This is a genomic window from Paenibacillus sp. D9, assembly GCF_001188365.1.
Classification (GTDB): Bacteria; Bacillota; Bacilli; order Paenibacillales; family Paenibacillaceae; genus Paenibacillus_O; species Paenibacillus_O humicus.
The window spans coordinates 2,411,324-2,434,322 of record NZ_JZEJ01000001.1; the positions used below are offsets into that span (position 1 = coordinate 2,411,324).

The 22,999-nt window shown below is 60.5% G+C and carries 15 protein-coding genes and 1 pseudogene; 2 read left to right on the forward strand and 14 right to left on the reverse strand.

The annotated features are described in order from the left end of the window. The 8 genes and pseudogenes from VE23_RS11090 to yyaC all read right to left on the reverse strand — a co-directional run. Positions 1-1,715: pseudogene (locus VE23_RS11090) on the reverse strand (O-antigen ligase family protein); the annotation flags it as partial. 552 nt (positions 1,716-2,267) lie between these two features. Next, on the reverse strand, positions 2,268-3,155 hold the full coding sequence (locus VE23_RS11095; RefSeq protein WP_048749566.1) for a PilZ domain-containing protein: 888 nt from the start codon (positions 3,153-3,155) through the stop codon (positions 2,268-2,270). Between the two features lie 39 nt (positions 3,156-3,194). After that, positions 3,195-4,277 (reverse strand): HD-GYP domain-containing protein, encoded by a 1,083-nt coding sequence (locus VE23_RS11100; protein WP_049867982.1) that lies wholly within the window; start codon positions 4,275-4,277, stop codon positions 3,195-3,197. Between the two features lie 133 nt (positions 4,278-4,410). Further along, complete coding sequence (locus tag VE23_RS11105; protein WP_069202459.1) at positions 4,411-6,138, reverse strand: diguanylate cyclase; 1,728 nt, start codon at positions 6,136-6,138, stop codon at positions 4,411-4,413. Between the two features lie 109 nt (positions 6,139-6,247). Next, positions 6,248-7,459, reverse strand: a complete 1,212-nt coding sequence (locus VE23_RS11110) for a class I SAM-dependent methyltransferase (protein ID WP_049869701.1) — start codon at positions 7,457-7,459, stop codon at positions 6,248-6,250. Between the two features lie 135 nt (positions 7,460-7,594). Continuing rightward, positions 7,595-8,239, reverse strand: a complete 645-nt coding sequence (locus VE23_RS11115; RefSeq protein ID WP_048749571.1) for a DUF6483 family protein — start codon at positions 8,237-8,239, stop codon at positions 7,595-7,597. Positions 8,240-8,281: 42 nt separating this feature from the next. After that, the gene (locus tag VE23_RS11120) at positions 8,282-9,112 is read right to left on the reverse strand and encodes an alpha/beta fold hydrolase (protein ID WP_021879972.1); all 831 of its coding nucleotides are present in this window, start codon (positions 9,110-9,112) and stop codon (positions 8,282-8,284) included. Between the two features lie 70 nt (positions 9,113-9,182). After that, positions 9,183-9,815, reverse strand: coding sequence for a spore protease YyaC (gene yyaC, locus VE23_RS11125; RefSeq protein WP_069202460.1), 633 nt, complete (start codon positions 9,813-9,815; stop codon positions 9,183-9,185). A gap of 153 nt (positions 9,816-9,968) precedes the next feature. On the opposite strand from yyaC, the gene VE23_RS11130 reads away from it, so the two are divergent. Then, positions 9,969-10,199, forward strand: a complete 231-nt coding sequence (locus VE23_RS11130; protein WP_049867984.1) for a DUF1128 domain-containing protein — start codon at positions 9,969-9,971, stop codon at positions 10,197-10,199. 76 nt (positions 10,200-10,275) lie between these two features. Here VE23_RS11130 and VE23_RS11135 read toward each other — a convergent pair whose 3' ends face one another. The 5 genes from VE23_RS11135 to VE23_RS11155 form a co-directional block, all read right to left on the reverse strand. Next, positions 10,276-10,728 carry a hypothetical protein gene (locus VE23_RS11135; protein ID WP_021879975.1) on the reverse strand — a complete coding sequence of 151 codons (453 nt, stop codon included), beginning with the start codon at positions 10,726-10,728 and terminating at the stop codon, positions 10,276-10,278. A gap of 311 nt (positions 10,729-11,039) precedes the next feature. After that, positions 11,040-12,698 carry a UDP-glucose--hexose-1-phosphate uridylyltransferase gene (locus tag VE23_RS11140; protein WP_049867985.1) on the reverse strand — a complete coding sequence of 553 codons (1,659 nt, stop codon included), beginning with the start codon at positions 12,696-12,698 and terminating at the stop codon, positions 11,040-11,042. 44 nt (positions 12,699-12,742) lie between these two features. Continuing rightward, entirely contained in the window at positions 12,743-13,729 is a 987-nt protein-coding gene (galE, locus tag VE23_RS11145) for a UDP-glucose 4-epimerase GalE (RefSeq protein ID WP_021879977.1), read from the reverse strand. A 128-nt stretch (positions 13,730-13,857) separates the two neighbouring features. After that, on the reverse strand, positions 13,858-15,039 hold the full coding sequence (locus VE23_RS11150) for a galactokinase (protein WP_049867986.1): 1,182 nt from the start codon (positions 15,037-15,039) through the stop codon (positions 13,858-13,860). A gap of 345 nt (positions 15,040-15,384) precedes the next feature. Beyond that, entirely contained in the window at positions 15,385-21,042 is a 5,658-nt protein-coding gene (locus tag VE23_RS11155) for a S8 family serine peptidase (RefSeq protein ID WP_157053943.1), read from the reverse strand. 597 nt (positions 21,043-21,639) lie between these two features. Here VE23_RS11155 and VE23_RS11160 point away from each other — a divergent pair. Next, on the forward strand, positions 21,640-22,506 hold the full coding sequence (locus VE23_RS11160) for an AraC family transcriptional regulator (RefSeq protein WP_049867987.1): 867 nt from the start codon (positions 21,640-21,642) through the stop codon (positions 22,504-22,506). A gap of 73 nt (positions 22,507-22,579) precedes the next feature. On the opposite strand, the gene VE23_RS25805 is transcribed toward VE23_RS11160, so the two are convergent. Then, positions 22,580-22,999 (reverse strand): asparaginase (locus VE23_RS25805; protein WP_198156159.1); only part of this gene is annotated, 420 nt, incomplete at its 5' end.

The following is a 22,999-nucleotide window of genomic DNA, read 5'->3' on the forward strand; positions in this document are numbered from 1 at the left end:
GCCTGCTGGCTGGCGGCGGCGGCGGCCGCCAGCCAGCAGGCGAACAGCAGCAGCGCGGCCCGGCGCGCGATGCTTGGCATTTCGCGCCGCCTGGTCATAGGCGCCCCTCTCTCTTTTGCCGTCATGACAAAGGCATTGGGCTCTCGCCGCACCGTTCCCCACGCGTCTCCTCCCGCTTCCATCGAGGCGCTTCCGGCAGCCAGGAAAATAAGGAAGATCCAGAACAGCCCGTACGACATATCGATATCCACCGCGGCATGCAGAAGGAGCGCCGCAGGCGCTGCGGCCCCATCCTTTCTGCCCGTAGCGGCCAATGCCAGCAGGACGGCGGCAAACAGCAGCATCAGCAGCAGGCCTGCAGCTCCATGATCCATAAGCTGGTCGATGTAGCCGCTGTGGACTTCGCTTCCCGTATACGGAACTCGCTGCACAGAGCGGAATAGGCTCCGCCACGAATCCCCTCCCGTCCCTAGAAAAGGAGCTTTGGCCGCGATGCTTAGAGCATCCAGGTAATACATCAGCCGCGATGCCCCCGTCTCCTGCGAAGCGGCCGCCCGATGGACAGGACTCAAAGGCAGCCACAGCAGCGCGGCCGCCAACAGGATTCCTCCGGACGCAAGCAGTCTCCAACTCAAAGGCTTAGCAGAAAGCGGGCTCCTCCAACCTCGCTTCCCCGGGTTTGAAGCAGCTTCGTTTGGAAATCCCGATCTATTTTTTGCCAGAGACTTGAAAATTGGGTCGGACGGAATCTCTTTCCGGCACATAGAGACCAGCTGCAGCAGGAATAAGGCGCCAACAGCCAGCACGGCCGGAGCAGCGGCCCAAGCCGCCGCCTCTCTCAACGGCGTTCCGGCGTTGGGAATGCCCCAAGCGGCGTACCCAAGGCAATAGGCTATTCCCGTCAGCGCCGCTCCCCCCGGCAAAGTCCCGGCGGCTGACACCAGCCATCGCGATCGGATGTTCCTTGGAGATAGGAGCATCCCAAGCAGCAGGCCTGCTCCGGCAGCCAACCATGAGCCGCGCGACTCCGTCAGCACGAGAACGGCAAAGCAAGGAGCGGCGAGAAGCGCAGCGCTCCAGCGGAGCAAGCGGTTGCCGCCGGCGAGGATTTTCCACTGGAACACAAGGAGTGCCGCCATGAAAGCCCCGAGGGAATTGCTGTACTGCAGCCAGCCCGCCAGTCTCATGCCCGATGCGGACAACCGTTCATCTCCCGTGAACAAAATATAATCGGTTCCGGTAATCCAGCCGAACCACGCGGCTGCAGAGACGGCGACCGCGGCAGCTGCGAACAGCTGAATGCCGCCAGCGAGACTGCCGCCTCCGGCCACACGAGTTCGCAGCAGCACTAGCAGTGCGGCCGGCACGCTCCAGCGGAGCGCTTCATTCAGGCTGCCTCGCACCGAAACAGGCGAGAAAGCAAGCCCGACAACGCACAGCACCGACAGCGCCGCAGCAAGGAAGCAGGCCGCCGTCAGCAGCCCATTTATCCTGCTCGCTCTCCGTCTCGCCCCCGTCGGCATCTTCTCCTGCGTTCCCCGTCTCGCCCCTGTCCACATCTCTTCCTGCGTTCCCGGCCTCGCCGCCGTCCAGATCTTCCCCTGTGTCCCCGACCTCGCCGCCGCCCGCATCTTATCCCGCGTTCTCCGCATTGCCGACGGCCATTTATCCGGCTGCGATAACAGCCTCGCTTCGGCGAGCTTCCTCGCTTTCACTCTCCGCCCTGCTGCCGTTGTCCCTTTACGCCTCAGTCCTGCCCCGAGGAGCGAAGCAGCCGCCGCTAGGCAAAGCATCGTTTGCAAGCCGTAGTAGCGCTCATCGAAGTACATTCCTGCCCGGCTCATTACCCAAACAAGCAGCGCTGCGCAAGCCGCAGCCCCCGCCGCTCCGTGCAAGGATATCCCTTTCATCCGGATGCGGCCAAGCGTCTTCCGGCCTCTTTTTCGCGCAGGAGTCTCCTCCCCTTTCTGAACGCTTTTTCCACCGGATTCCGATTGCATGAGGCAGCCCCCCTTCTGCTCCCATTGTTGCCGCTATCCAAGCCTCCAAACCTTATATTCAGGGAATCCCCTTAAGGCCCTATCGTTTAAAGAACTCCTTGAAGCTGCTGTTGTGATTGTCATTGTCTTTGTGATTGTCATTGTCTTTGTCTTTGCCTTTGCCTTCGTCAGCCAAAAACAAAAAAGCCTGCAGAGCAGGCTTTTGAAGTCAAAAAAAACATCCCGGCTTCTGCAAGCGGCAGCGGCCGGGATGATCTCGGGCAATCCCTATTCGGCAGCCCCATCCTCCGAACCTTGCCGTCCGGCTCTGCGGGCCAAATAATACTGCTTCATCTGCTCATGGACGATAAAGGCGCGGAGCTGGCGGGCCGCTTCCGGCTCCAGCGCCCCCAATCTCGCTCCATAGGATGGCGCGCCGGCAGCGTCCTGCCTCCATAACACCTCGAGCCTGCAATGGAGCTCGAACCCGAGGTCAAGGACGGCCTCCACTTCGCCGGAGCAGGGAAGATCGATCTCTTTCGACGCCCTGAACCCGACGCCCTCCAGGCTGATGTTGCATACCGTGATTTCGGCCAGCGCCGCCTTCTTGCGGCGCAGCTCGTCCTGCTGCTCCAGATGGGAAAGATCCTCCTCGTCCATCAGCTTTTCCAGCTTCTGCAGCAGCGCCTCGTCAAGCCCGTTGTGCCGAAGCTCGTCCGACCATTGGAAGCGGAGCAGATCCGTGCGGGTCGGCTTGCGGTTCGCGCTCCGGTCTCCGACGAGCAGACGGCCGGCACAGTTCACTTCGATCCGGGGATGAATCCTTTTCTCTTCCGGAAGCAGGTATCGCTCGTAAGGAAACAGCAGGGCGAGGGAGCCTTCCCGGCGTCCGATCACCCGCGAAGGCATCCGATACATACCGGAAACCGACTCCACGGTGAGCCAGACGGATTTGCCCAGCACGAACAGCTGGGGCCTGGCAACGCCGACCTCGATGAGGTCTCCCTCCATCAAGGTAAGCGTTCCTTCCTCGATCAAGCCGTCTTGCTCGACGATCGTCCGGCTGCCGAGCAGAAGCGAAGGGATCAATGTCTGCTCCAGCCAGGTGCTGTCGTCTCCAGACTGGTGACCCGATTCTGCTTGAGGGGTCGGCGATGATTCCGGCATTTGCATCATGGAACATTCCTCCTGAGCCTGTGGGGTGCCTTGGCAAAACTAAACTTCCCGGATAATGGTCAGATGCAGCTCGGTCCGCAGGTCGATGTCATACGGTACGGACGGCTCCGAGCCGTCTGCTTCCTTGATGATGCGAAGAATCGGACGATGCACGGCGACCTGGAAGTTTTTGGAGACGACGCCGATCTGCCCCGTGTTCAGCTCCACCGTCGTAGAGACGGGATACATGGAAATATGATTGCAGAACAGCCGGACCAGATCAAGATCGAAATAGGTGTTGCCGGATGCGAATAAAAATTCGATCGCCTCGGAAGGCGTGTATCTTTTGCGGTATGGCCGTGACGCGGTCAGCGCATCGAACACATCGGCGATGCCGACGATCTGGGCGTAGATGTGGATCTCGTCTTTCTTGATCCCGCGGGGATAGCCGCTCCCGTCATAGCGTTCATGATGCTGAAAGGCGCAGTGCGCGGAAAGCAGGGAGACGTCATGCTGCTTGCGGAGAAGATCGAAGCCTTCCACAGTATGGTTCTCGACGATCTTCCGCTCCTCCGCTGTCAGAGGCCCCGGCTTCTGCAGCAGCGGCTTCGGCACGCGCGTCATGCCGATGTCGAACAGAAGCGCTCCGATGCCGAGCTCCTCGAGCTGGTTGCGGTTGAACCCTTTGGCAATGCCGATAATGCCGGCCAGCACGGCCACATTGATGGAATGCTGGAACAGATAGGAATCGTGGGTATGAATTTGCCCGAGCTCTACGAATACGTCCTCCCGGGTCAGGACATCGTTCATGATATCGCCGAAGACGGATCGGAACGTCCTGCCCATTTCCGGAAGCGCGGCTCTGCCCCTGGCTTGGGGCTGGCTGATCTGGACCGTCATCAGCTTATGCATCGCTTCCGCGGCTTTGCGCCTAGTGCTGTCCCGGATCGTCTCGCTCGGCTCGATGCCCTCGGTAAGCGCATCCTCCACAAATATGATGTCGATGCCAAGCTCGGTCAATCGCTGGATATAACGGCTGCTGAGCTCCATGCCCGCTCCGAGCAGGATGTTGCCGTCCTCGCGAAAGATTGGCCTTGCGAGCCTTGCGCCCGGCTGTACGCTGCTAACTAGTACTTTTCTCATGACTTACGGCTCCGCTTTTAGAATATCATGCCTTCTTGCAGCTAAAATTGAACTTGCAGGAATTGGTTCTATTCTATCAGAATATTCGCGGTCGTGTCATGCCTTTAAGGGGGTCATCTGTCCCATATGGGCATCAAGCGAGCTTGCGGCCTACGATGCAATTGCGGCCGTTGTTCTTGGCCTCGTACAGAGCCGCATCCGCCTGCTCGAACAAATGCCGGATGTAAGCGGCGGATTCCCTTGCTTCCGAAGGAGTCTGGCGGCCCTCGACGGACAACACGCCGACGCTGATCGTAATCGATATGTAAAGTCCCGCCGTTCCCGTCACGATGCGGTTGCTCTCCACCGTCTCCTTGAGCCGTTCGGCCAGCTTCTCCGCCTGCTGCCGGTTCGTGTGGGGCAAGTAGATGGCGAACTCCTCCCCTCCGTAGCGGGCCAATAGATCGGATCTGCGCAGGATGCCCCTCACCGCCTCCGCCGTGCCGAACAGCACCTCATCCCCGATCAGATGGCCGTAGCTGTCGTTGATCTGCTTGAACAGGTCGATATCGAACATGATGACGGCGAAAGGAATGTGATAGCGGATATTCGCCGCCATCTCATGCTCCAGCCGCTGCATCAGGAACCGCCTGTTGTAGCAGCCGGTCAGGCTGTCGGTCGTCGCCATCTGCTCCAGCTTCAGGTTCGCCTTGAACAGCTCCTCCTGAATTTGGACGAGCTCCCTGTTGCGAAGCTGCAGCATCTCGTTCTGCCGGTTCTTTTCTTCCACCAGATAGCGGATCTCCGTCACATCCTGCATGGAGATCACCCTGCCGAGAAGCTCTTTCGTCCCGGAGAGGATGGGGGAAGCATCCAGAAGGACATGCCTCATGCCGACGGCGTCCGGTCCTGGAATGGCCAGCTCCATCTGCACCCGCTCCGGTATGACGGAGCCATATTTGGCCATGAAGGCCTCCGTTTCCGCAGTATTCGTACCGCATTCCCGAAGGAATGCCGCCAGATCGATCCGGTCCCCCGTCTTCGCCGCCATGTACGATTCCATTGAACGGTTGCATTCCAGCACCACGTCATGCGCATCGATGACGATCAGACCGGCCGCAAGCGAATCTGCGATATCTTTCTGCGCGATCCGCACGATATCGAAAACGCGGTAGCGCTGGATCGATGTCGTGAAATACAAGGCCGAAAGAGCGAGTCCAAGCGAGGTGATGCCGGGAATATCGGGGAAATATGGACTGAACACGACATTTACGAGAAGATCGGCCCATCCGAAGGCCAGGAAGAGCAGCAGTCCCTTGAGAGCCATCCCTACCTGGCTCCGGTGCCTCGGGGTCACCCCCCGTCGCAGCGCTTTCACGATACAGATCATGGACAGAAGGCAGAGCAGGACAATCTCGGCGAACAGGATCCAGAAAATAGGGCCGTACTCCCTCTGAACCCATATGTCTCCGCCTGTCCGGACGAACAGCCCCCGCGGATTGGCCAGTATGCCGATCACCGTCAAGGCGACGGGGACGGCCAGAGCTGTCGATGCCCGGCGGGTAAGCAGATAGGACTGGCCTGTAAGGAAGAAGGTGAGCACGAGCCAGCCGGCTCCCTGCAGCGCGAGGGACGAGAAGGAGGCCGAAATGTAGAACAGCTGGAAATGAGGATTGTCCGTCGTCCTGGCTGCGAATTGAGTCAGCGGCCATAACATCATCGAGAAGTGGAAAAGCAAATATACCTTATGTAGCCGCGTCATAGGGTTATGAAGAAAGAGATAGAAAAATAGGCCAAGCATAAACACGAACAAACTGAAATCAGCCCATATCCATGATTCCAATTGCTTCACCCATTCGCTTAAAAATCCATTGTCTTCCATTATATCACAGGCATCAGGGTCCGCCACCCTCAATTGAGCGCGACAGAGAACCCTGTTCCGATAAAGGAACAGGGTTCTCTGAACATATCGATAATTGGAAGGAATGGAGCTACAGCGAAGGAAGCCTTCCGGCCGCCGCAAGCTCCCGCTCGAGAGCCGGATCCAGATTGAGGCTGTCCCGATAGCGGCGGTACTCCAGCAGCTTTTCCTTTTCGAGCTTGCCGCTTGGCGAGCCTTTTCTGCGGACCGCGCGGATCATCAGGTTTTTGGGCGTATGCTCAGGGTCGATGAACTCCAGCACCTGGGTCCGATAGCCTGCCGCTTCCAGCAGCGCCGTCCGGGCCGCATCCGTCGCCAGCGCCGCGAACCGCTCCTTCAGCAGGCCATGCCCCAGGAGCGGAGCCAGCTCCCCGCTGCGTATTTGGCCGAAAGCCTCGTGCTGGCAGCATGGCACCGACAGGATGACGGAAGCGTCCCAGCCGACCGCCTTGGCCAGCGCCGCATCGGTAGCCGTGTCGCAGGCATGCAGCGTAACGACCATGTCCGCGGCCGACAGCTCGCCGAAGCGGCCGATGTCCCCCACCTGGAAGCGAAGCGACTCATAGCCGAGCCTGTCCGCCAGCGAGGAGCAGAAAGCGATGACATCCTCCTTGAGATCCAGCCCGATGACGGAAATGGAGCGCTTCTGCTCGACCGCGAGCAGATGGTACAAGGCAAAGGTGAGATAGGACTTGCCGCAGCCGAAGTCGACGATCTTCAGCTCACGGCCTTCCGGCAGCTGGTCGGCCACATCGTTCACCATTTCAAGGAAACGGTTGATTTGGCGATATTTATCCTGCTTGTCCGCCTTCACCCGGCCCTCTGCCGTCATGATGCCGAGCTCGACAAGGAACGGCGCCGGCGCGGAGCCTTCAAGCACCCGCTTCTTCATGCGGTCATGGGAGGCCGTTCCGATCTCCGCCATCTTCGCGGTCGCCGGCTTCCGAAGCAGCGCCGCTTTTCCTTTTTTGTTCAGCAGAAGCTGAAGATCGGCCTCCGGCGTCTTGAAGATCGCCTGGCGGTAATGCTCCTTCATGAGCAGGACGATGCGCGCGGCCGCAGCTTCCGGGTCGAGATTTTCATGAAGCACCTTGGTCTTGTGATGGCTCTCGAACTGGTAGCGGAAGCCCGACTTCAGCTTGACCGGCCGGACGACCGTTCGCGGCGCGACCTCGTCCGAGCTTCTCCTCAGGCCGCTCATCGATGCTTGCAGAAGCTCTCCTCTCTCGGCTGCTTCGCCTATCGTCTGCTCCCAGGCGGTCGTTTCCTCTTGCTTGTCCATGTCATCCATAACTCCTTCTTGAATCGTATCCGCCAAGCGGGGCCCCGCTCCGGCGACAGGCCGGCGCGGGGCCCCGTCCGAGGATCCGGGCTGCTCGTGCAATGGTCAGGACTTCTTGTCTCTAGAACCGTCCGCCTATCCTATGCGGTCTTCCTTGAGAACCGTAAGAAGCTCAAGCCGGGTAACTCCTCCCGCAGCGAGCCGCTCATCGTCTTGAAGCAGCAGCCTGCGGTAAAACGCCTCGTTCTCTCCCGGCGCCAGCTCCCCGTCCTCCTCAAGCTCGAACATCAGATCCTCGGCGAGGGCATAGCTTCCCCGCTGCTCCATCCAGCGGGCTGCCAGCCGCTTCGTATCCGGGGGCAGCTCGTAGGAAGCAAGCGCTTCAAGCTGGCGTTCGGCTTCTTCGTCCGGATCCGCCGCGATCCGTTCCGCGCCCATCAGGGACAGCCTCATGAACAGATGGAGCGATTTGATACGGAGCACGAAGGCGGCGGACTCCTGTCCAAGCTCCAGCAGCAAGTCCGCTTCCTCGCGAAGCAGGACGGCAAGCACCTGCAGCTGGGCATGGTCCGGATTCCCGCTGCGCGACAGCATGGCGACGAGATCCTCGTCGGACAAGCTGCGCAGCAGGCGCGAGTTGAGCCGGAACTGCTTCTCCAGCAGCTCCTCGATCGCCTGGAGCGCCTCCGCATGCCTCCATTCTTTTTTGAGCCCTAGCACGGCCCCGGCTACCTGTCCGAGCTGTTCGATCATCCGCATGATATAATCCCGCTGGAACATGAATCTCTTCCTTCCCGCCGCCGGAATATCCAGCCCGGCTGTTTATTCGCTGGCCGGGAAGCTTTCCCGCATCCAGTCCTCGATCGCTTCCGCCAGTTTATCCGGAGCTTCCATCATCCCCATATGCCCGCTGTCTTCCAGCACGATCGTGCTGGAGCGGCTGCCGCGCGCGGCGAACACCCGCTCCGGCGGAACGACGCCGTCCTTGGCTCCGGCAACGAGCAGCACGGGCAGCTCCGACTGCTCCACGACATGGCTGCGGCCGGAACGGGCTTTCATGCCGAGCGCTATGGCAGCGGCGCTCTCCGCCGACGTGCCGTAGCCGATCTCCTTCGCCCGTTCGGCAAGCTCGGACTCGGCCCGCTCGGGCGCGAACAGCTTCGGCACAAGGCCATCCACGAAGGGCTTGATGCCGTCCGCGCGCAATGCCGCAGCCGCCTTGTCGCGCCCGGCCTGCGCTTCGGCGCTGTCCGGCAGCGGCGTGGAGTGGACCAGCGCGAATCCCTTCAGGAGGGCTGCATGTCTTTCGGCAAGAGCAAGAGCCGCATAACCTCCGAGCGAATGGCCCAGCACGACAGCCGGCCCGGCTTCCAGCGCATCCAGGAGGGCAGCGACATCCTCCGCAAGCTCCTCCATGCCGAGCACCGCTTCCCGGGCTCCCGAAGAACCGCCGTGGCCGCGCAAATCCGGCGTCAGCACCCGATATCTTTTTTCCAGAATCGGGAGCACCTTCTCCCAATAGGCGGAGCTTCCGCAGAAGCCGTGCAGAAGAACAAGCACATCCTGTCCCGCTGCGCCTCCATTGTCTCTATAGGCCAGCTCCGTTCCGTTGCTCAGCGTCAGCTTGCGGGTTGCAAGCGATCGGTCGGACATCTTCGATCATTCCTTTCCTTTGCCTTATAAGTTGAAAGTTGAACTCGGAATTCGAACTTCGTTCTCGGCATCAAGAAGCGTCATTGCCCCTGCGATTGTCCGCGGACCTGCTCGCGAAACCGAACTGACCTCCGGTTCCAACCTCCTCAGGCATGTCCGACGCCGCCGCAGGCCAGGCAGCCGCAGCTGCGTCCGCGATTCCCTGCGCCATGCCGATGACGCGGTACAGGCTCGTCGTCTGGATGATCCAATAGGGCTTATGTCCCTGAGTATTGACGACAGCGGCGACGCTGTAGTCTCCTACCGGCGGCAGCTGCTGCCCGATGGCTTGTCCCGGCTGCAGCGGACCGCTGCGCACGAGGTAAAGCCCCGTCGATTCCGAGCGGCCGAGGCAAGCATCGATGGCGATGACGCATGCCGTCTCGCTGAGTGTCGCCAGGATCGGACCGACCTGCTCCGAATCGCATGGCTGCTCAAGCGTCCCCGTCACCCGGGGAAAGCCTTTTTCCCGCAGCATGGAGCCGGCGAGCGGTCCCAGCGAGTCGCCCGTCGAACGGTCGCTTCCGATGCATAAAAAGACGACCTCGTCCCGCAAGGGATGTTTCTCGGCAACCGATTCAAAAAACGTTTCCAGACCCCGCCCGTCGACCCTTGCCCACTTGGCCGCGTCTTCCGGACGGATTTGCTTCAGTTCCCGCTTCATATCCGCGCCCCCATTTGCGCTGGCAGATTAGTTTGCTTCTATTGTACCGGAAGAGCAGGCTCCGTTCAATTTGACGGCCGGATGGCGCACATGGGAAGGCAATGGCTTTCATGGTACAATGGATGAAAGCCATATATCCGCAGGAGGTTTTCCATGACTGACCTTAGCCAGCCGACCCAGGAAAATGTAGAATTCATGATCGAAGCCATCAAAACCAAGCTGAAAATGGCCACAGCGGCCGCCATGCAGGCTTCCAGCTTCGGACCGGGCTGTTATGAGGATATCCGGGAACTCTATGAAATCGTATCGTCCAAATCCAACTTCAGCATCAGCGAAGTGGAGGCTCTCGTCTCCGAACTCGGCAAGCTCCGCGCGCAGCGCTGATCCCTGTCCGGGCCGCAAGCTCCGGAGAGCAAAAAACACCCCCGCATGCATGCGGGGGTGTTTGGCTTGTCGCCGTCTAGACGGCTTCTTTTTCCGGTGCAGCTTCGCTGGCAGCCGTTTCTTCGGCAGCCGCTTCCACGGAAAGCTTCACGTTGACGAGCTTCTGCTCGCCGCGAAGGAACTGCGCCAGCCGCTCGAGCTTGTCGGCCAGCTCCGGTCCCGTAAGAGATACGTTGAGCTGATAGCCGAATTGGTCGGCCGGCAGCTTGACCTCGCGCGGCATATAAGCGAATTCGCCCGTTCCCGGGTTGGAGCCTGCCAGCTGGTCCGGATAGAACTTGTCGGATTTGTTGACTACGCGCTCGTAAATGCGCAGCTTCTTAAGGAGCATGTAATATTGAGCGGAATGCTTGAAGCCCCAAGCTTCCCGGATATCTTTCAGCGTGTAATCCGTCTTCCAGCGCTTAAGTTTTTCAACTTGCTCATCGGATTCCAGCTTCAAAAATTCATCAAGCGGCATAATCGGCATCAAATTTTACCCCTCCAAATATCAGATGTGTCTCATTATCATTTATTAATTAACGAATATATATTAAAAAATACCATAGAAAATTGACTTGCACAATTATTTTTTCGCTTGAATGAGTGAATTTTTATCTTATTATTCGCCATTATTGAACATATGCTTCTGCCCTTTCGAAAAAATGTTCACCTTTTCCAGACCATTCGACATCATTCGCTCTCTCTCTTTTACTTTTGTGCATAAAAAAACGCAAAACGGCTTGAAATGCCGTCCTGCGTTTTTGTTCCGCCATGCCCATCGACATCCAAATGTTCCGCTCAGCCGTTGTCCGGCTGAAGCCCGGCAGCGGCGGCAAACCGCTTGAACGCCGCGCGACCCTCAGCCGTCCGCTTATAGACGCCCGCATCCGTAAGCACCTGCAGGAACTTGTCTCCTGCGGAATCCAGTACCGCCTGCATAGCGGCTTCGCGATCCATCGTCTTTCCCCATGCCTGCATCAGCTCGGCGTACCAGCGTCCATGCGGAGCCATGGCCGCGCCGTCCGCTCCCGCTGCGACATCCTCCCATTGCAGCGCTCCGGATAGACACGCAGCGATGATTTCCATCTCCGCCTTGAGCCGCCCAGGCAGCACGGCCAGCCCCATCACTTCGATCAGGCCGATATTTTCCCTCTTCAGATGATGGAAATGGCGATGAGGGTGGAAAATGCCTTCGGGATGCTCCTCGCTGGTCCGGTTGTTGCGAAGCACGAGATCAAGCTCGTACACTCCGTCTTCCTTGCGCCTTGCCACCGGAGTAATCGTGTTATGCGGAATGCGCGTCCCATGCGCCTCTGTATGAGCATGGATCTCCGCCTCGGGATCGCTGTATTCTCTCCAGGCGTCGAGTACATCCGATGCGGCTTCGGCGAGCTCCCGCCGGTCTCGGCCCGCCAGCCGCAGCACGCTCATCGGCCATCGGACGATTCCGTAGGAGATGTCCGGCCGGGATGAATGGGAGAAGCTCTCCTCTACGGGAGCCTCTTCCATCGGGAAGACATGCCGTCCTCCCTGGAAATGGTCATGGCTGAGGATCGAGCCTCCGACAATGGGAAGATCGGCGTTGGAGCCGACGAAATAATGCGGAATCTGCTCCGTGAACTCCAGCAGCCTGCCGAAAGTGCGGTGCGTGATCGACATCGGGCTGTGCTCGGCCCGGAAGACGATGCAATGCTCCTTGTAGTACACATACGGAGAATATTGAAGGAACCAGGACTCGCCGCTCAGGCGCAAGGGCAGAATCCGGTGGTTCTGCCGGGCCGGATGATCGGCTCTTCCGGCATAACCCATGTTCTCCTTGCACAGCAGGCACTTCGGATAGGCCGAAGGGGGCATGCTTCTGAGCATGGCGATCTCGGCGGGATCCTTTTCCGGCTTCGATAGGTTGACGGTCATTTCGAGCGGTCCGTAAGCCGTCGGATGGATCCAGTTCCTATTGAGCGCGACGCGGTCGAGACGGATGTAGTTGGCGTCGATATTGAGCCGATAGAACTCATCCGTCGCCTGCCGGATGCCGCGCTCCGCCGCAGCAGCCCGGAAGCGGGCATGCGTCTCGGACGGCCGCGGCATGAGCAATCCCATCAATCGTGCATCCAGCAAATCCCGCTCCGTAACGCTGTCCCGGATCATGCCGGATGCAGCGGCATAGTCCAGAAGCGGCCGCAGCAGCTCCGGCGCCCCGGCTCCCGCTGCCGGCAAGCCTGCCGCCAGCGCGGCTCTATCGGCGTCATCCGGCGCATCCAGCAGCCCCTGCCCCCAGGACGGAAGCTCTTCCGAGCCGGCCGCTGGAGCGGCCAGACCGAGCAGGTCAAGGAGCGAATTGCGAGCTGCGCCTGCGTCCAGCGGCTCCAGCATGCCCCTCTCCAGAGCAAAGGCGACCAGCCTCCCGATTGCTTCCGAGACATGCTGTTCATGCGGAATAAGTGGACTTTCGTTCATGGAAATGCTCTCCTCCCGGGAATACGGCCGGTCTTGGCAGCCGTTTAGCTGTTGTAGCCTTGCGGCTTGGCCTGATGCCACTGCCAAGCGCTGGCGATGATGTTCTCCAGATCGCTGCGCTGCGGATTCCATCCGAGCTCCGTGCGGGCCCTCTCGGAAGAAGCGACCAGCACGGCGGGATCGCCGGCTCTGCGCGGCTCGATGACCGCCGGAATCTCGCGGCCCGTAATCCGGCGGGCGATCTCGACGACTTCCTTCACGGAGAAGCCGTGTCCGTTGCCGAGATTGTAGACGGCGCTGTCCGCTCCTTGGCGCAGGCGCTTGACGGCGAGCATATGGGCGTCGGCAAGGTCGCTGACATGGATGTAATCGCGGATGCAGCTGCCGTCTGCCGTCGGGTAATCTTCTCCGAATACCGAGATATGGCTCCTCTGGCCCAGTGCTGTCTGGAGCACGATCGGAATCAGATGCGTCTCGGGATCATGATCCTCTCCGATTCGCCCGCTTTCGTGAGCGCCTGCGGCATTGAAATACCGAAGGGATATGAACCGGAATCCATGCGCCCGGTCGAACCAGCGAATCATTTTTTCCATCGCCAGCTTCGTTTCCCCATAGGCATTGGTCGGCTCCGTGCGGTCCAGCTCGGAGATCGGCACCTGCTCAGGCTCTCCATAAGTCGCAGCCGTGCTGGAGAAGACGATCCGGCGCACGCCGGCGCGGTTCATCGCTTCCAGCAGGCACAGCGTTCCATAGACGTTGTTATGGTAGTATTTGCCCGGGTCCTTCATGCTCTCCCCGACCAGGCTGCTCGCCGCAAAATGAATGACCGCGTCGATGGAGTTCTCGCCGAATACCCGGTCCAGCAACCCGGCATCCCGCAAATCGCCCTCGTACAGCTTCCCGCCGAGCACCGCCTCGCGATGGCCCTGCTGCAGGTTGTCGACCACGACAACCTCCTCGCCGTTTTCCAGCAGCGCCGCTACTGCATGCGAACCGATATAACCGGCTCCTCCCGTTACCAATACAGCCATGGTTCCCTCTCCTCTCGAAAAGCTCGTCTGATATGCTGCCTACTGAATCATACGACAAATTCCGCCGCTTGGGCATCCGGCTTGGGATGCTGGTTGTCCCGGGCCGGAAGCTTCATTGTCCGCAACGATCAGACCGGAGCGTCCAGACGGCCGGCGCCGCCGCCGATCGAGCAGACGTAGAAGTCCGGGATCAGCCCGGTCTTCTTCGTATAACTGTCCGCTACAGCGGCCTTGAAGCCGTCCACGCTGTCCTTGCGCACCAGGGAGACGGTGCAGCCGCCGAAGCCGGCGCCTGTCATCCGGGAGCCAAGCACGCCCGGCACCATGCGGGCCGCTTCCACCATGGCGTCAAGCTCCGGACCGGTTACTTCGTACAGATCCCTCAAGGAATCGTGGGACGCGTTCATCAGCGCTCCGAATGCGTTCAGGTCGCCCTTCTCGAGAACGCGCACCGATTCCAGGACGCGGGCGATTTCTTCCACGACATGCTTCGCGCGCTTGCGGACCGTATCGCTCGCTATCCGTCCGGACTCCTGTTCCAGCTGCTCCGGGGTCAGCTGCCCCAGCAGCGTCAGATCCGGGAAGGCGGAGCGGAGGTCATGCACAGCCTGGTCGCATTCCGCCCGTCTTTCGTTATATTTGGAATCGACGAGTCCGCGCCGCTTGTTCGTATTGCCGATGACGAGGACGCAGTCTCCCGAATCGAAGGGAACATGCCGATGCTCCAGCGTATCGCACATCAGGAGGATCGCCTCGTTCTCGCGGCCGTTCGCCACCGCGAACTGGTCCATGATGCCGCACTGGACGCCGTTGAACTCGTTCTCGGATTTCTGGGCCAGCAGCGCAAGCTCCGTCCTGTAGATGCCATGCCCGCCTTCGGCCAGCAGCGCGTAGGCGGTCAGCACCTCGATGGAAGCGGAGGAGGAAAGGCCGGCTCCGTTCGGAATCTCTCCGCTGTACAGCATGTCATAACCGTGGGCAGGCCCTTTTCCGCGGTTCTGAAGCTCCTTGACGACTCCCTTGGGATAGTTCATCCAGTCGTCCTCCTCGCGGTAGGCGATGGAGTCCAGATCGATCTCTCCCGTCAACGGGAAATTGGCGGATGCCATCCGCAGCACCCGGTCGCCTCGGGGACGAAGCAGCAGCGTCGTGCCGAACGTCAGCGCCGCCGGGAACACATACCCGCCGTTGTAGTCCGTATGCTCGCCGATCAGGTTGACTCGGCCCGGAGCGTAATAATACTGGATGTTTTGCCCGTTCTCGCCGAAAGCTTGCAGGAATTGCTGGTTCAGTTGAAGCAGATCCGCCATTTTGATCATCCTGTTCGTAAGGAATTTTGGAGCCGGCTTCAGCTGTCGTCAGCCGCTCCTCTTGCTGTCATCTATAGGTCCAGTATATAGCTGCGGGAGCCGGCATGGTATGGCATGATGTGCGGTTATTATGGATTTTTGTGACACAAGCAGAACGGTTTCGCCGACCAGACCGTTGGCGGTCGTTCGCGCAGAGAAGGAAAGAGGGATGACATCCGCATCCCTCTTTCCTGCCAAGCAGAACGGCCTCGCCGGCAATAGAAAAAAGCGGCCGTCACCCGCGGAAACGGGGACAGCCGCTTGATCCGATCCGGTTAGAGCCGAATCGTTCCTTTGCCGGAAAAGCTAGACGATGACGATGAAATGTTCCGAGCTGCTCTGTGCTCCCCGGTTGTCGGTCACAGTGAGCGTAACTTTGTAGATGCCGGCCTTGCTGTACTTATGCACGGCTTTGACTCCCGTGCCGCTCTTGCCGTCGCCGAAGCTCCAGCTGTAGCTGGCGATGCTTCCATCGGGATCGCTGGATGCGGATCCATTGAACGTAACGTCCTTGCTCTTCTGTCCGGCGGATGGAGCGCTGATTTTTGCGCTAGGCGGACGATTTGGTGTTGGTGTTGGTGTTGGCGTTGGCGTTGGTGTCGGCTTTGGTGTCGGTGTTGGTGTCGGTGTTGGTGTCGGCTTTGGTGTCGGTGTTGGTGTCGGCTTTGGTGTCGGCGTCGGTACCGGCGTTGGCGTCGGTGTCGGTGTAGGCGTTGGTGTTGGTGTTGGTGTAGGTGTAGGTGTAGGTGTAGGTGTCGGTGTTGGCGTTGGTGTAGGTGTAGGTGTAGGTGTCGGTGTTGGCGTTGGTGTTGGTGTTGGCGCCGGTGCGCTGACATACAGCTTGCCCGGAGCCTCCGTTACGGCGGTGTTGCCTGCCGCATCCTTGGCCGCAAGGACGATGATGCCCCCCTGCAGCTGAAGGGCGGAAGAAGTCGTATAGCTTCCAGCGTAATGGCCTGGCGACGTCTCCGTCAGCGGGAAGCCGCTGCGGGCCGGCGAGCTTGCCGCCGCGGGCAGCTCGATCGTGAACGAGGCCGTCAGTCCCGGGCTGCTGTCGAAAGCAATCGCGACTGATTGGCCGGATTGGATATGGACGTCCTGCGCAGGCTGGATATTCGTCAGCTCGGGCAGCTTGCGGCTGACATAGACGCTGCGGACGACCGTACTCTCGTTGCCGGCCAGATCGGAAGCGGTGACCGTAATGACATTCGCGCCCTCTTCGACCAGCAGCTTCTGCGTGAAGCTTCCGTCGGCTTTCGGCTGAACCTTCTGCCCGTTGACGGTGAGCTGCTTGAAGAACTCATCTGCCGCAGTGCCGGTTACCGTTACGGTCTCTGCGTTCGTCACGGCACCATCGGCAGGGGATGTCACGGCCAGAGCCGGAGGCGTCCGGTCCAGAACGACTGTCACCGGCTCCGAGCGGTCCGTCGCTTTGCCGCCGATCACCGCTTCCGCCGTAAGCACATTCGCTCCGGCGTGGAGGGTGACGGGAACGCTGAACTTCTTGCCCGCTACCGTTCCCGTTCCGCTTGGCTGGCCGTCGTTGTAGACCCGGATCTCGGCGCCGTCGGCTGCCGATGTTCCGGACACGGCAAGCTCGGCATTATTCGTATACGTATTCGGTGCCGGAGCCGTAATTACAGGAGCATTTACGGCGTAGCGCACCTGCGCCCGGATCATATAATTGCCTTCCTCGACGGGAGACGGGCTCCAGACGCCGCTGACCCGCTGCCAGCTGCGCAGCGCGTTTTTGCCGCTTTCGTCCGTGCCGAGCCCCGGAGAGCTGAGACCTGCATTGGGTTGGATATAAACGATGTAGAAATCGCCTGTTACCGTAATAGGCTGGGCAAGCGTCACCGTCGTCCACTGATCGTTGCGCAGGGCGGTTCCGTCATAAGGTCCTGCCAAAAGCCTGCCCGGCGCTCCTGCGGAGCCCGATGCATCGTATACGGCATACTTGAACGCCGTTCCTCCCGGACTCGGGAATTCCGTGTTCCAGAACCGGAGCGACGCTCCCGTCACCTGGGCGGCTCCGCCTTCCGGCGTAAAGCGTACCGCCCAGGCGTTGTTCGCGGCGTTGAACGCCCTGGCGTTTTCGGCCGTTCCATCATCGTAGGCGATTTCGCCCGGGAAGCCGATGAACGGCTTCAACAGGACGGCCAGTTCCACCGCCTTGTTGGCCGGCACCGCGACCGAGACCGTTTTGCTGTAATAGTCTCCGCTCTGCACGGAAAGGGTGTATGTCCCTTCAAGCAGGTCGAACGTAAAGGTTCCGTCGGCTGCGGTGCGCACAGGCGCGACGGCCGCATCTTCCAGAACGGCGACCACGGCGCCGGAGATCGGCTCCCCGCTCCGCTCGTCGCGGACGACGCCATGGATTTGCCCGTGCGGGATCGCTTCCAGGCTGAAGCTGGCCTTGGCCGTGCCGCCGTCCGTAATCTCGACGGGCTTCGTTTGCGGATAGTAGCCGTACGCTTCGGCTTTCAGCGTGTAGCTTCCAGCCACATGGGAGAAGGAGAATTTGCCGGTGGCGGGATCCGTCTTGACCGAGCGCCCCGTCTCCAGCACGGTGACCGTCGCGCTCGCCGGAAGGCTCTGAATGCCGATGCTGCCTTGATCAGCCTGCGGCTGAGCTTGAGGCTGCGCCTGCGGCTTGAAGCCGGCTTCGTCCGTATGGCCGACTTTCAGCAGCGGGGCTTGGACCGAGTTCTTCTGGCGGCCCGGAATCGCCGCGGCTGGGGCATCGCCTTGCGTCTGCAGGGAGGCTGACGTATCCAGAATGCGGAAGTCGTCCAGATACCATCCCGCCTTGACGACGCTGCTGTCCGACTTGAGCCGGAATCGGATCTGCACGGTCGAGCCGGCATAAGCATCCAGATTGTAGACGACCGGCGTCCACTGCTTGCCGGCGGTGTTGTCGGAGAAGCGCAGCAGCTCCGTCCAGGATGCGCCTCCATCGCGAGAGGCTTCCACAAGGCCGAAATCATAGCGGCCCTCGATCTCGTACCAATGATTGAACGTCAGCGACGCATGGCCTGCCCCGGTCAGGTCGATCGGCGGCGATACGAGAGAGTAATCGGCGCTCGACTCATAGGTCGAATCCAGATCCGTGCCCCACACATTTGGAGGCGAGGCTGCCGCAGCAGGTCCCGGAGCCGTTGGAATACCGCGTTCCCATTCGTCCTTCGTGCCGGAATGGGTCCAGCCGTTATCCGTATCCCCGTCGAAGTCATCCTCGTACAGAATGCCGGCCCTGCTGACCGACACGGTGACGGGATCCGATTTCGGACCGATGTTGCCGCTGTAATCCTGCGCCGATACGGCATACGAATACGTCGCTTGCGTCGCCGTAACCGTATCGGTGTAGGAAGCCGCCGGCGATATGCCTATCTGCTCGTAAGAGGAGCTTCCCTCCGCCGCACGGTAGACCACGAATTGCTTGAGGTCCTGGTCGGCCGGAGGCGTCCACGTCAGGCGGACATTGCCGAGCACGTCGGCTTCGCCTGCAAGGCCTGTCGGCGCACCGGGAGCCTGGCTGTCCGGTCCGTCGATGGAGATGTCGTCGAGATACCAGCCGGCTTTGTTCTGGGTGTTGTCGCTCGACAGATTGAAGGCGACCAGAACCTGCTGGCCTGCATACGGAGCCAGGTCGATGAGCTGGGTTTTCCAGCCTCCGCTCGCTCCGGTGAAGGATGCAACCGGCACGAATTCATGGTTCGTGCTTGCAGCGGAGATATAGACGGTTCCATTGTCATAGTTGGTCTCCAAGTCGTACCAGTGCTTGAAGCTCAGGACGGCGCCCTGCGGACTGTCCGTCAGGTCGATCGGAGGAGCGAGCAGATAGGAGTTGGAATTCGAGGCATAGGTGCCTGTCAGATTGGTCGCGGCGACCTTCTGCCCCGAAGCGGCTCTGCCCGGTCCGCTGACCGGTACGCCCCATTGCCATGGAAGGCCTTCGCCGCCGGTGGAGAAGCCCGTCCAGCCGCTCTCGAAGTCCTGCGTGTAGCCAGGCTTCACGCCGTCGCTGACATCAACGGAATAGACCTGCGATTGAATGCCGTTATTGCCGTAATCGTTGACTCGGATGTAATACTCCAGTCCGGCTTTCGTCACGAGGAATGCCGGAATCGAAGCCGAGTAGACTCCGTCCTTGTAATCGCCCGACACTCTCTCGGCAGGAAGGTATACATACGTCTGGGTTCCTTTGGCCCGCGCGAATACTTCGACCGAGCTCACGCTCACATTGTCGTAGACATGGGCGGTGATCGGAACGTCGAAGCCGGTGAAGGCCGTCGTTACGGGCACATGCTCCAGCACGGGCTCCTCCAGATCGTCCCCGCCGGTCACGACTTTGCCCGATACGGTTCCGATGCCTTGTAGAACGGAGCCGACCGCGTCCAGCGCGTTGATGACGCCATGCCCGTAGCCGTTGTTGGGACTATTGGGATAGGCGCTGTCCGTTCTCGGAGTCGCCGTATTCATGATGATGGACTCCAGCTGGTCGACCGTCAGGGAATGGTTCGCCTGCAGCAGCAGCGCGGCCAGAGCGGTCGTATGCGGTCCCGCCATGGACGTCCCGTTCCAGCCTCCCTCATATCCGCCCGGAATCGAGGAGCGGATGTTGACGCCCGGCGCGGACACCTCCGGCTTGATCTCGCCGTATGGCGACGGACCCCGCAGCGAGAAGTCGGCCAGGTTGTCGGAGATGTCGGTCGCTCCGGTCGCGAACGATTCCGGATAGTTCGCCGGATTGGCGACCGATCCCGGTCCGCCCGGGTTTGTCAGCGTCGTGTTGCCGGCCGAGAACTCGGGGAAGATGCCCGCGCTTCTCCATGCCTGCACGATCGGCCGGAACCACTCGTCGATGCCGGCGCCTCCGCCCCAGGAGTTGTTCACGACGTCCGGCGCAAGCTCGGGATGCAGATTTCCCTGCGCATCGACCGGAGCGAGCAGCCATTGGCCTCCGTCCAGAATGATGCTGTCGGTCGTATCCGGATTGAAAATCCGGACGGCGATCCATTTCGCTCCCGGCGCCACGCCGATCTGGTTGGAGCCGTCCGCTTCCGAGCCGACCATCGTTCCCATCGTATGGGTTCCGTGGCCGTCGCTGTCCGAAGGCAGCGAAGCTCCGCTATGGGGATCGTACCAGCTCAGCTCGGGATGGACGACGGCGCCGGATGCGTCCAGGCCGCGCCATTTGCGCTGCAGGGCGGGGTGGGTATAATCCACGCCCGAATCGAGGTTGGCGACGACGATGCCGGTCCCGTCGATGCCTTGGGCCCATACCTGCGGAGCGTTGATGCGGGCGATGTTCCACTCCACGCTGCTCGGAGCGGCAGCCGTCTTGGCTCCAGCCTCCTTCTGGACTCCGGCGGCCGGCTGCGCCGCTGTTCCGGCGCCGGGCGCCGTCACGTCCGGCTTCACCTCGGTCTTTTGCAAATAGCGGGTTTCGTCGGGCAGCACCTTGTCGACCCCCGGAAGCTTGGAGAGCTCCTCCATGACCTCCTTCGTGCTCGTGACCGCCAGCGCGTTGACGATGAAGTAGCTTTTGTAGCTCTTCACTTTTCCGCTCTTCTGCGCTTTCTCCAAGTAATCGTCCAGCTCCGATTGAGTCTGCAGGGCGGTATCCCTAAGCGTGCTGACGACCGCGCTGCGGGCGGACAGCTTCGCCGCGGACAGCGTCGCCTTTTGCAGCGCAGCCTTCTGCAGAGCCTGCTTGGACACCGATGCCGTATCGACCTGGGCCTTCATTTTGACGAGATAAGTGACGTATTCCGACTGTCCGAACTGCTTGAGCAGCTTGCCGTCCACCTTGGCAGCCGCCGCTTTCTGAATGGATGAATTGCGGTCAAGCTTGTCCGAAGCTACGGAGCCTGCCGCGTGGATCGGCTCCAGAAACGAAAACGTCAGCAGGACGGCCATCAGGACAGCCATCGGTCTCTTGCCTTTCTTTCTAAAAATCAAACTTAACCACTCCCTATACTTGGTTTAATGGGATCAGCTATCTGCTGCCGCCGCCGGACGGCGGTCGAAATCATCACCCCCTTCAAAAGGATCGGATTGCGTCCAGCTGTAGTTCGAAGCATCGCGCAGGATGTTAGCTGCAGGAGCCGATGACAGAAAAGCAGCGCTGGAAGCGGGAGCTCCTGGGGGGATGCTGGAGGGAGGCGGATCAAGGGCCGGGCACGACGGCTGCGCGAGCGAAATGCGGATCTATCCGAATCATGCCGATTGACAAGGAATCTTGTCTTAGAATAAAGCAAGTATAGTCTCGTATTTTCGGATTCACAATCGAAATTTTTGGAATTTTCTTACTAATACTGAAATTGATTCCCAAGTCCCTCTCCCTCTAGGAAATAGAACATAGGCATCATTCGACAAGGCCGGGATCTCCAGCAAAGCCGAAGGCCGATATGCCCATCCTTCTTTTCCCTTGCAGTCTGGCGGGCATGCCTCCTTCGTCCCGGTCCTCCTCCCGCTCGCGCCCGGCGGAAAATTCGGGTACACTTTCGCTAGAGAGCTTGCAGCACACGATCGGAGACGGGAAAGGAGAATAGGGGGATGGAGAAGAGCTTTTACTATAGGGTCGTTCCCGCTTCCGAAGAAGGCGCGGAGATGCCGCTGGAGGTTTTGTTCGCAGGAGAGAGCCAGACGAAGCCTGGACATCGATTGGGGCCGAAAGTGCATGATTTCTATTTGCTTCACCATGTGCTGTCGGGAAAAGGAGAGTTTCTATGCCGCGGGACCGTTCACCGGCTCGAAGCCGGCCATTCCTTTCTCATCGAGCCCGGGCAGCTGGTCTCTTATCAAGCCGATTCGGCCGACCCTTGGTGCTACCGCTGGATCGCCTTCCAGGGACCATGGGCGCCGCATGCCGCCGCGGCCGCCGGGTTCGACATCTCCTCTCCGACAGCGGATACGGGACGCTCCAGCACGCCGAGGCTTGCGCTCAAGCGGAGCATGCGCTATCTGCGGCAGCCTGCGGGAGCCCAGCTCGGCGCTGTCGCCTGCCTGCATGCCGTGCTGGCCGAGTTTGCCGCCGCGCGCGGCAGGGGAGCGGGGCCGGAGCCCGGCGAAGGCTCTGACGACGGGGGTATCGCTTCCCAAATGATCCGGTATTTGTCCACTCAGTTTGCGGAGCCGATCAGCATGGAAGGGATGGCGGAGTCGTTCGGCTACAGCCGAGCCTATCTGTCCCGGGTGTTCAAGCAGCATGCCGGCATGTCGCCGGTTTCGTTCCTCCTGCGGCTGCGGATCGACAAGGGGCGGCGCATGCTTCGCGAACGGCGGGATTTGACGGTCGAGCAGATCGCCTCGTCCGTCGGCTTGCAGGATGCCCTATATTTCTCCAGGCAGTTCCGCCGATTCCACGGCGAATCTCCGACCGATTACCGGGAGTCGGTCTGGCATTCCCTGCGTGAGCCTTGACCCCGCAAAAAGAAACGGTCTGGACCGAAAAGGTCCAGACCGTTTCTTTTTGAATGACAGGGCTTCCCTGCGCTCAAATCCATTCCAGCTTGAGAACGGCTTCCCTGCGTCCGGTCGTCGTGCCCATGTCGTTGACCATGTCCTCGGGATAGGCTGCGCGGATCTTCCCGGCCGCTTCCGTGAGCTTCGCAGCGTCGACGCCGGGAAGGCGGGCCGCTTCATCCGCCGCCTGCTCCAGCACGGAGGCCGCTATGACCGGCCATGCGCTCTCTCCGCCGTCCAGCACTTTGAACGCGACTCCGAGACCGGCCTCGGGAAGAGCAAGGGCGAACACTCCCTGCGCTCCGCTTTTGGCCACGATGCCCGACGCGAGAAGGACGCTCGCCAGCCTGCCCTGCCCTTCGACCAAGTCGGGATAAGCAAGCATCGCGGCGGAGATCCGCCGGGCGGCGCGGCGCAGCGGCTCATCCGCCCAGTCATCGGGCGGACTCGC

Bases quoted from the DNA above. Each gene is read 5' to 3' on its own strand.
- VE23_RS11100 (WP_049867982.1), bottom strand. From the start codon at position 4,277: ATGAGAAAAGTACTAGTTAGCAGCGTACAGCCGGGCGCAAGGCTCGCA.
- VE23_RS11135 (WP_021879975.1), bottom strand. From the start codon at position 10,728: ATGCCGATTATGCCGCTTGATGAATTTTTGAAGCTGGAATCCGATGAG.
- VE23_RS11120 (WP_021879972.1), bottom strand. From the start codon at position 9,112: ATGTCCGACCGATCGCTTGCAACCCGCAAGCTGACGCTGAGCAACGGA.
- VE23_RS11160 (WP_049867987.1), top strand. From the start codon at position 21,640: ATGGAGAAGAGCTTTTACTATAGGGTCGTTCCCGCTTCCGAAGAAGGC.
- VE23_RS11150 (WP_049867986.1), bottom strand. From the start codon at position 15,039: ATGGCGGATCTGCTTCAACTGAACCAGCAATTCCTGCAAGCTTTCGGC.
- VE23_RS11095 (WP_048749566.1), bottom strand. From the start codon at position 3,155: ATGATGCAAATGCCGGAATCATCGCCGACCCCTCAAGCAGAATCGGGT.
- VE23_RS11140 (WP_049867985.1), bottom strand. From the start codon at position 12,698: ATGAACGAAAGTCCACTTATTCCGCATGAACAGCATGTCTCGGAAGCA.
- VE23_RS11130 (WP_049867984.1), top strand. From the start codon at position 9,969: ATGACTGACCTTAGCCAGCCGACCCAGGAAAATGTAGAATTCATGATC.
- yyaC (WP_069202460.1), bottom strand. From the start codon at position 9,815: ATGAAGCGGGAACTGAAGCAAATCCGTCCGGAAGACGCGGCCAAGTGG.
- VE23_RS11110 (WP_049869701.1), bottom strand. From the start codon at position 7,459: ATGGACAAGCAAGAGGAAACGACCGCCTGGGAGCAGACGATAGGCGAA.
- VE23_RS11105 (WP_069202459.1), bottom strand. From the start codon at position 6,138: ATGGAAGACAATGGATTTTTAAGCGAATGGGTGAAGCAATTGGAATCA.
- VE23_RS11115 (WP_048749571.1), bottom strand. From the start codon at position 8,239: ATGTTCCAGCGGGATTATATCATGCGGATGATCGAACAGCTCGGACAG.
- galE (WP_021879977.1), bottom strand. From the start codon at position 13,729: ATGGCTGTATTGGTAACGGGAGGAGCCGGTTATATCGGTTCGCATGCA.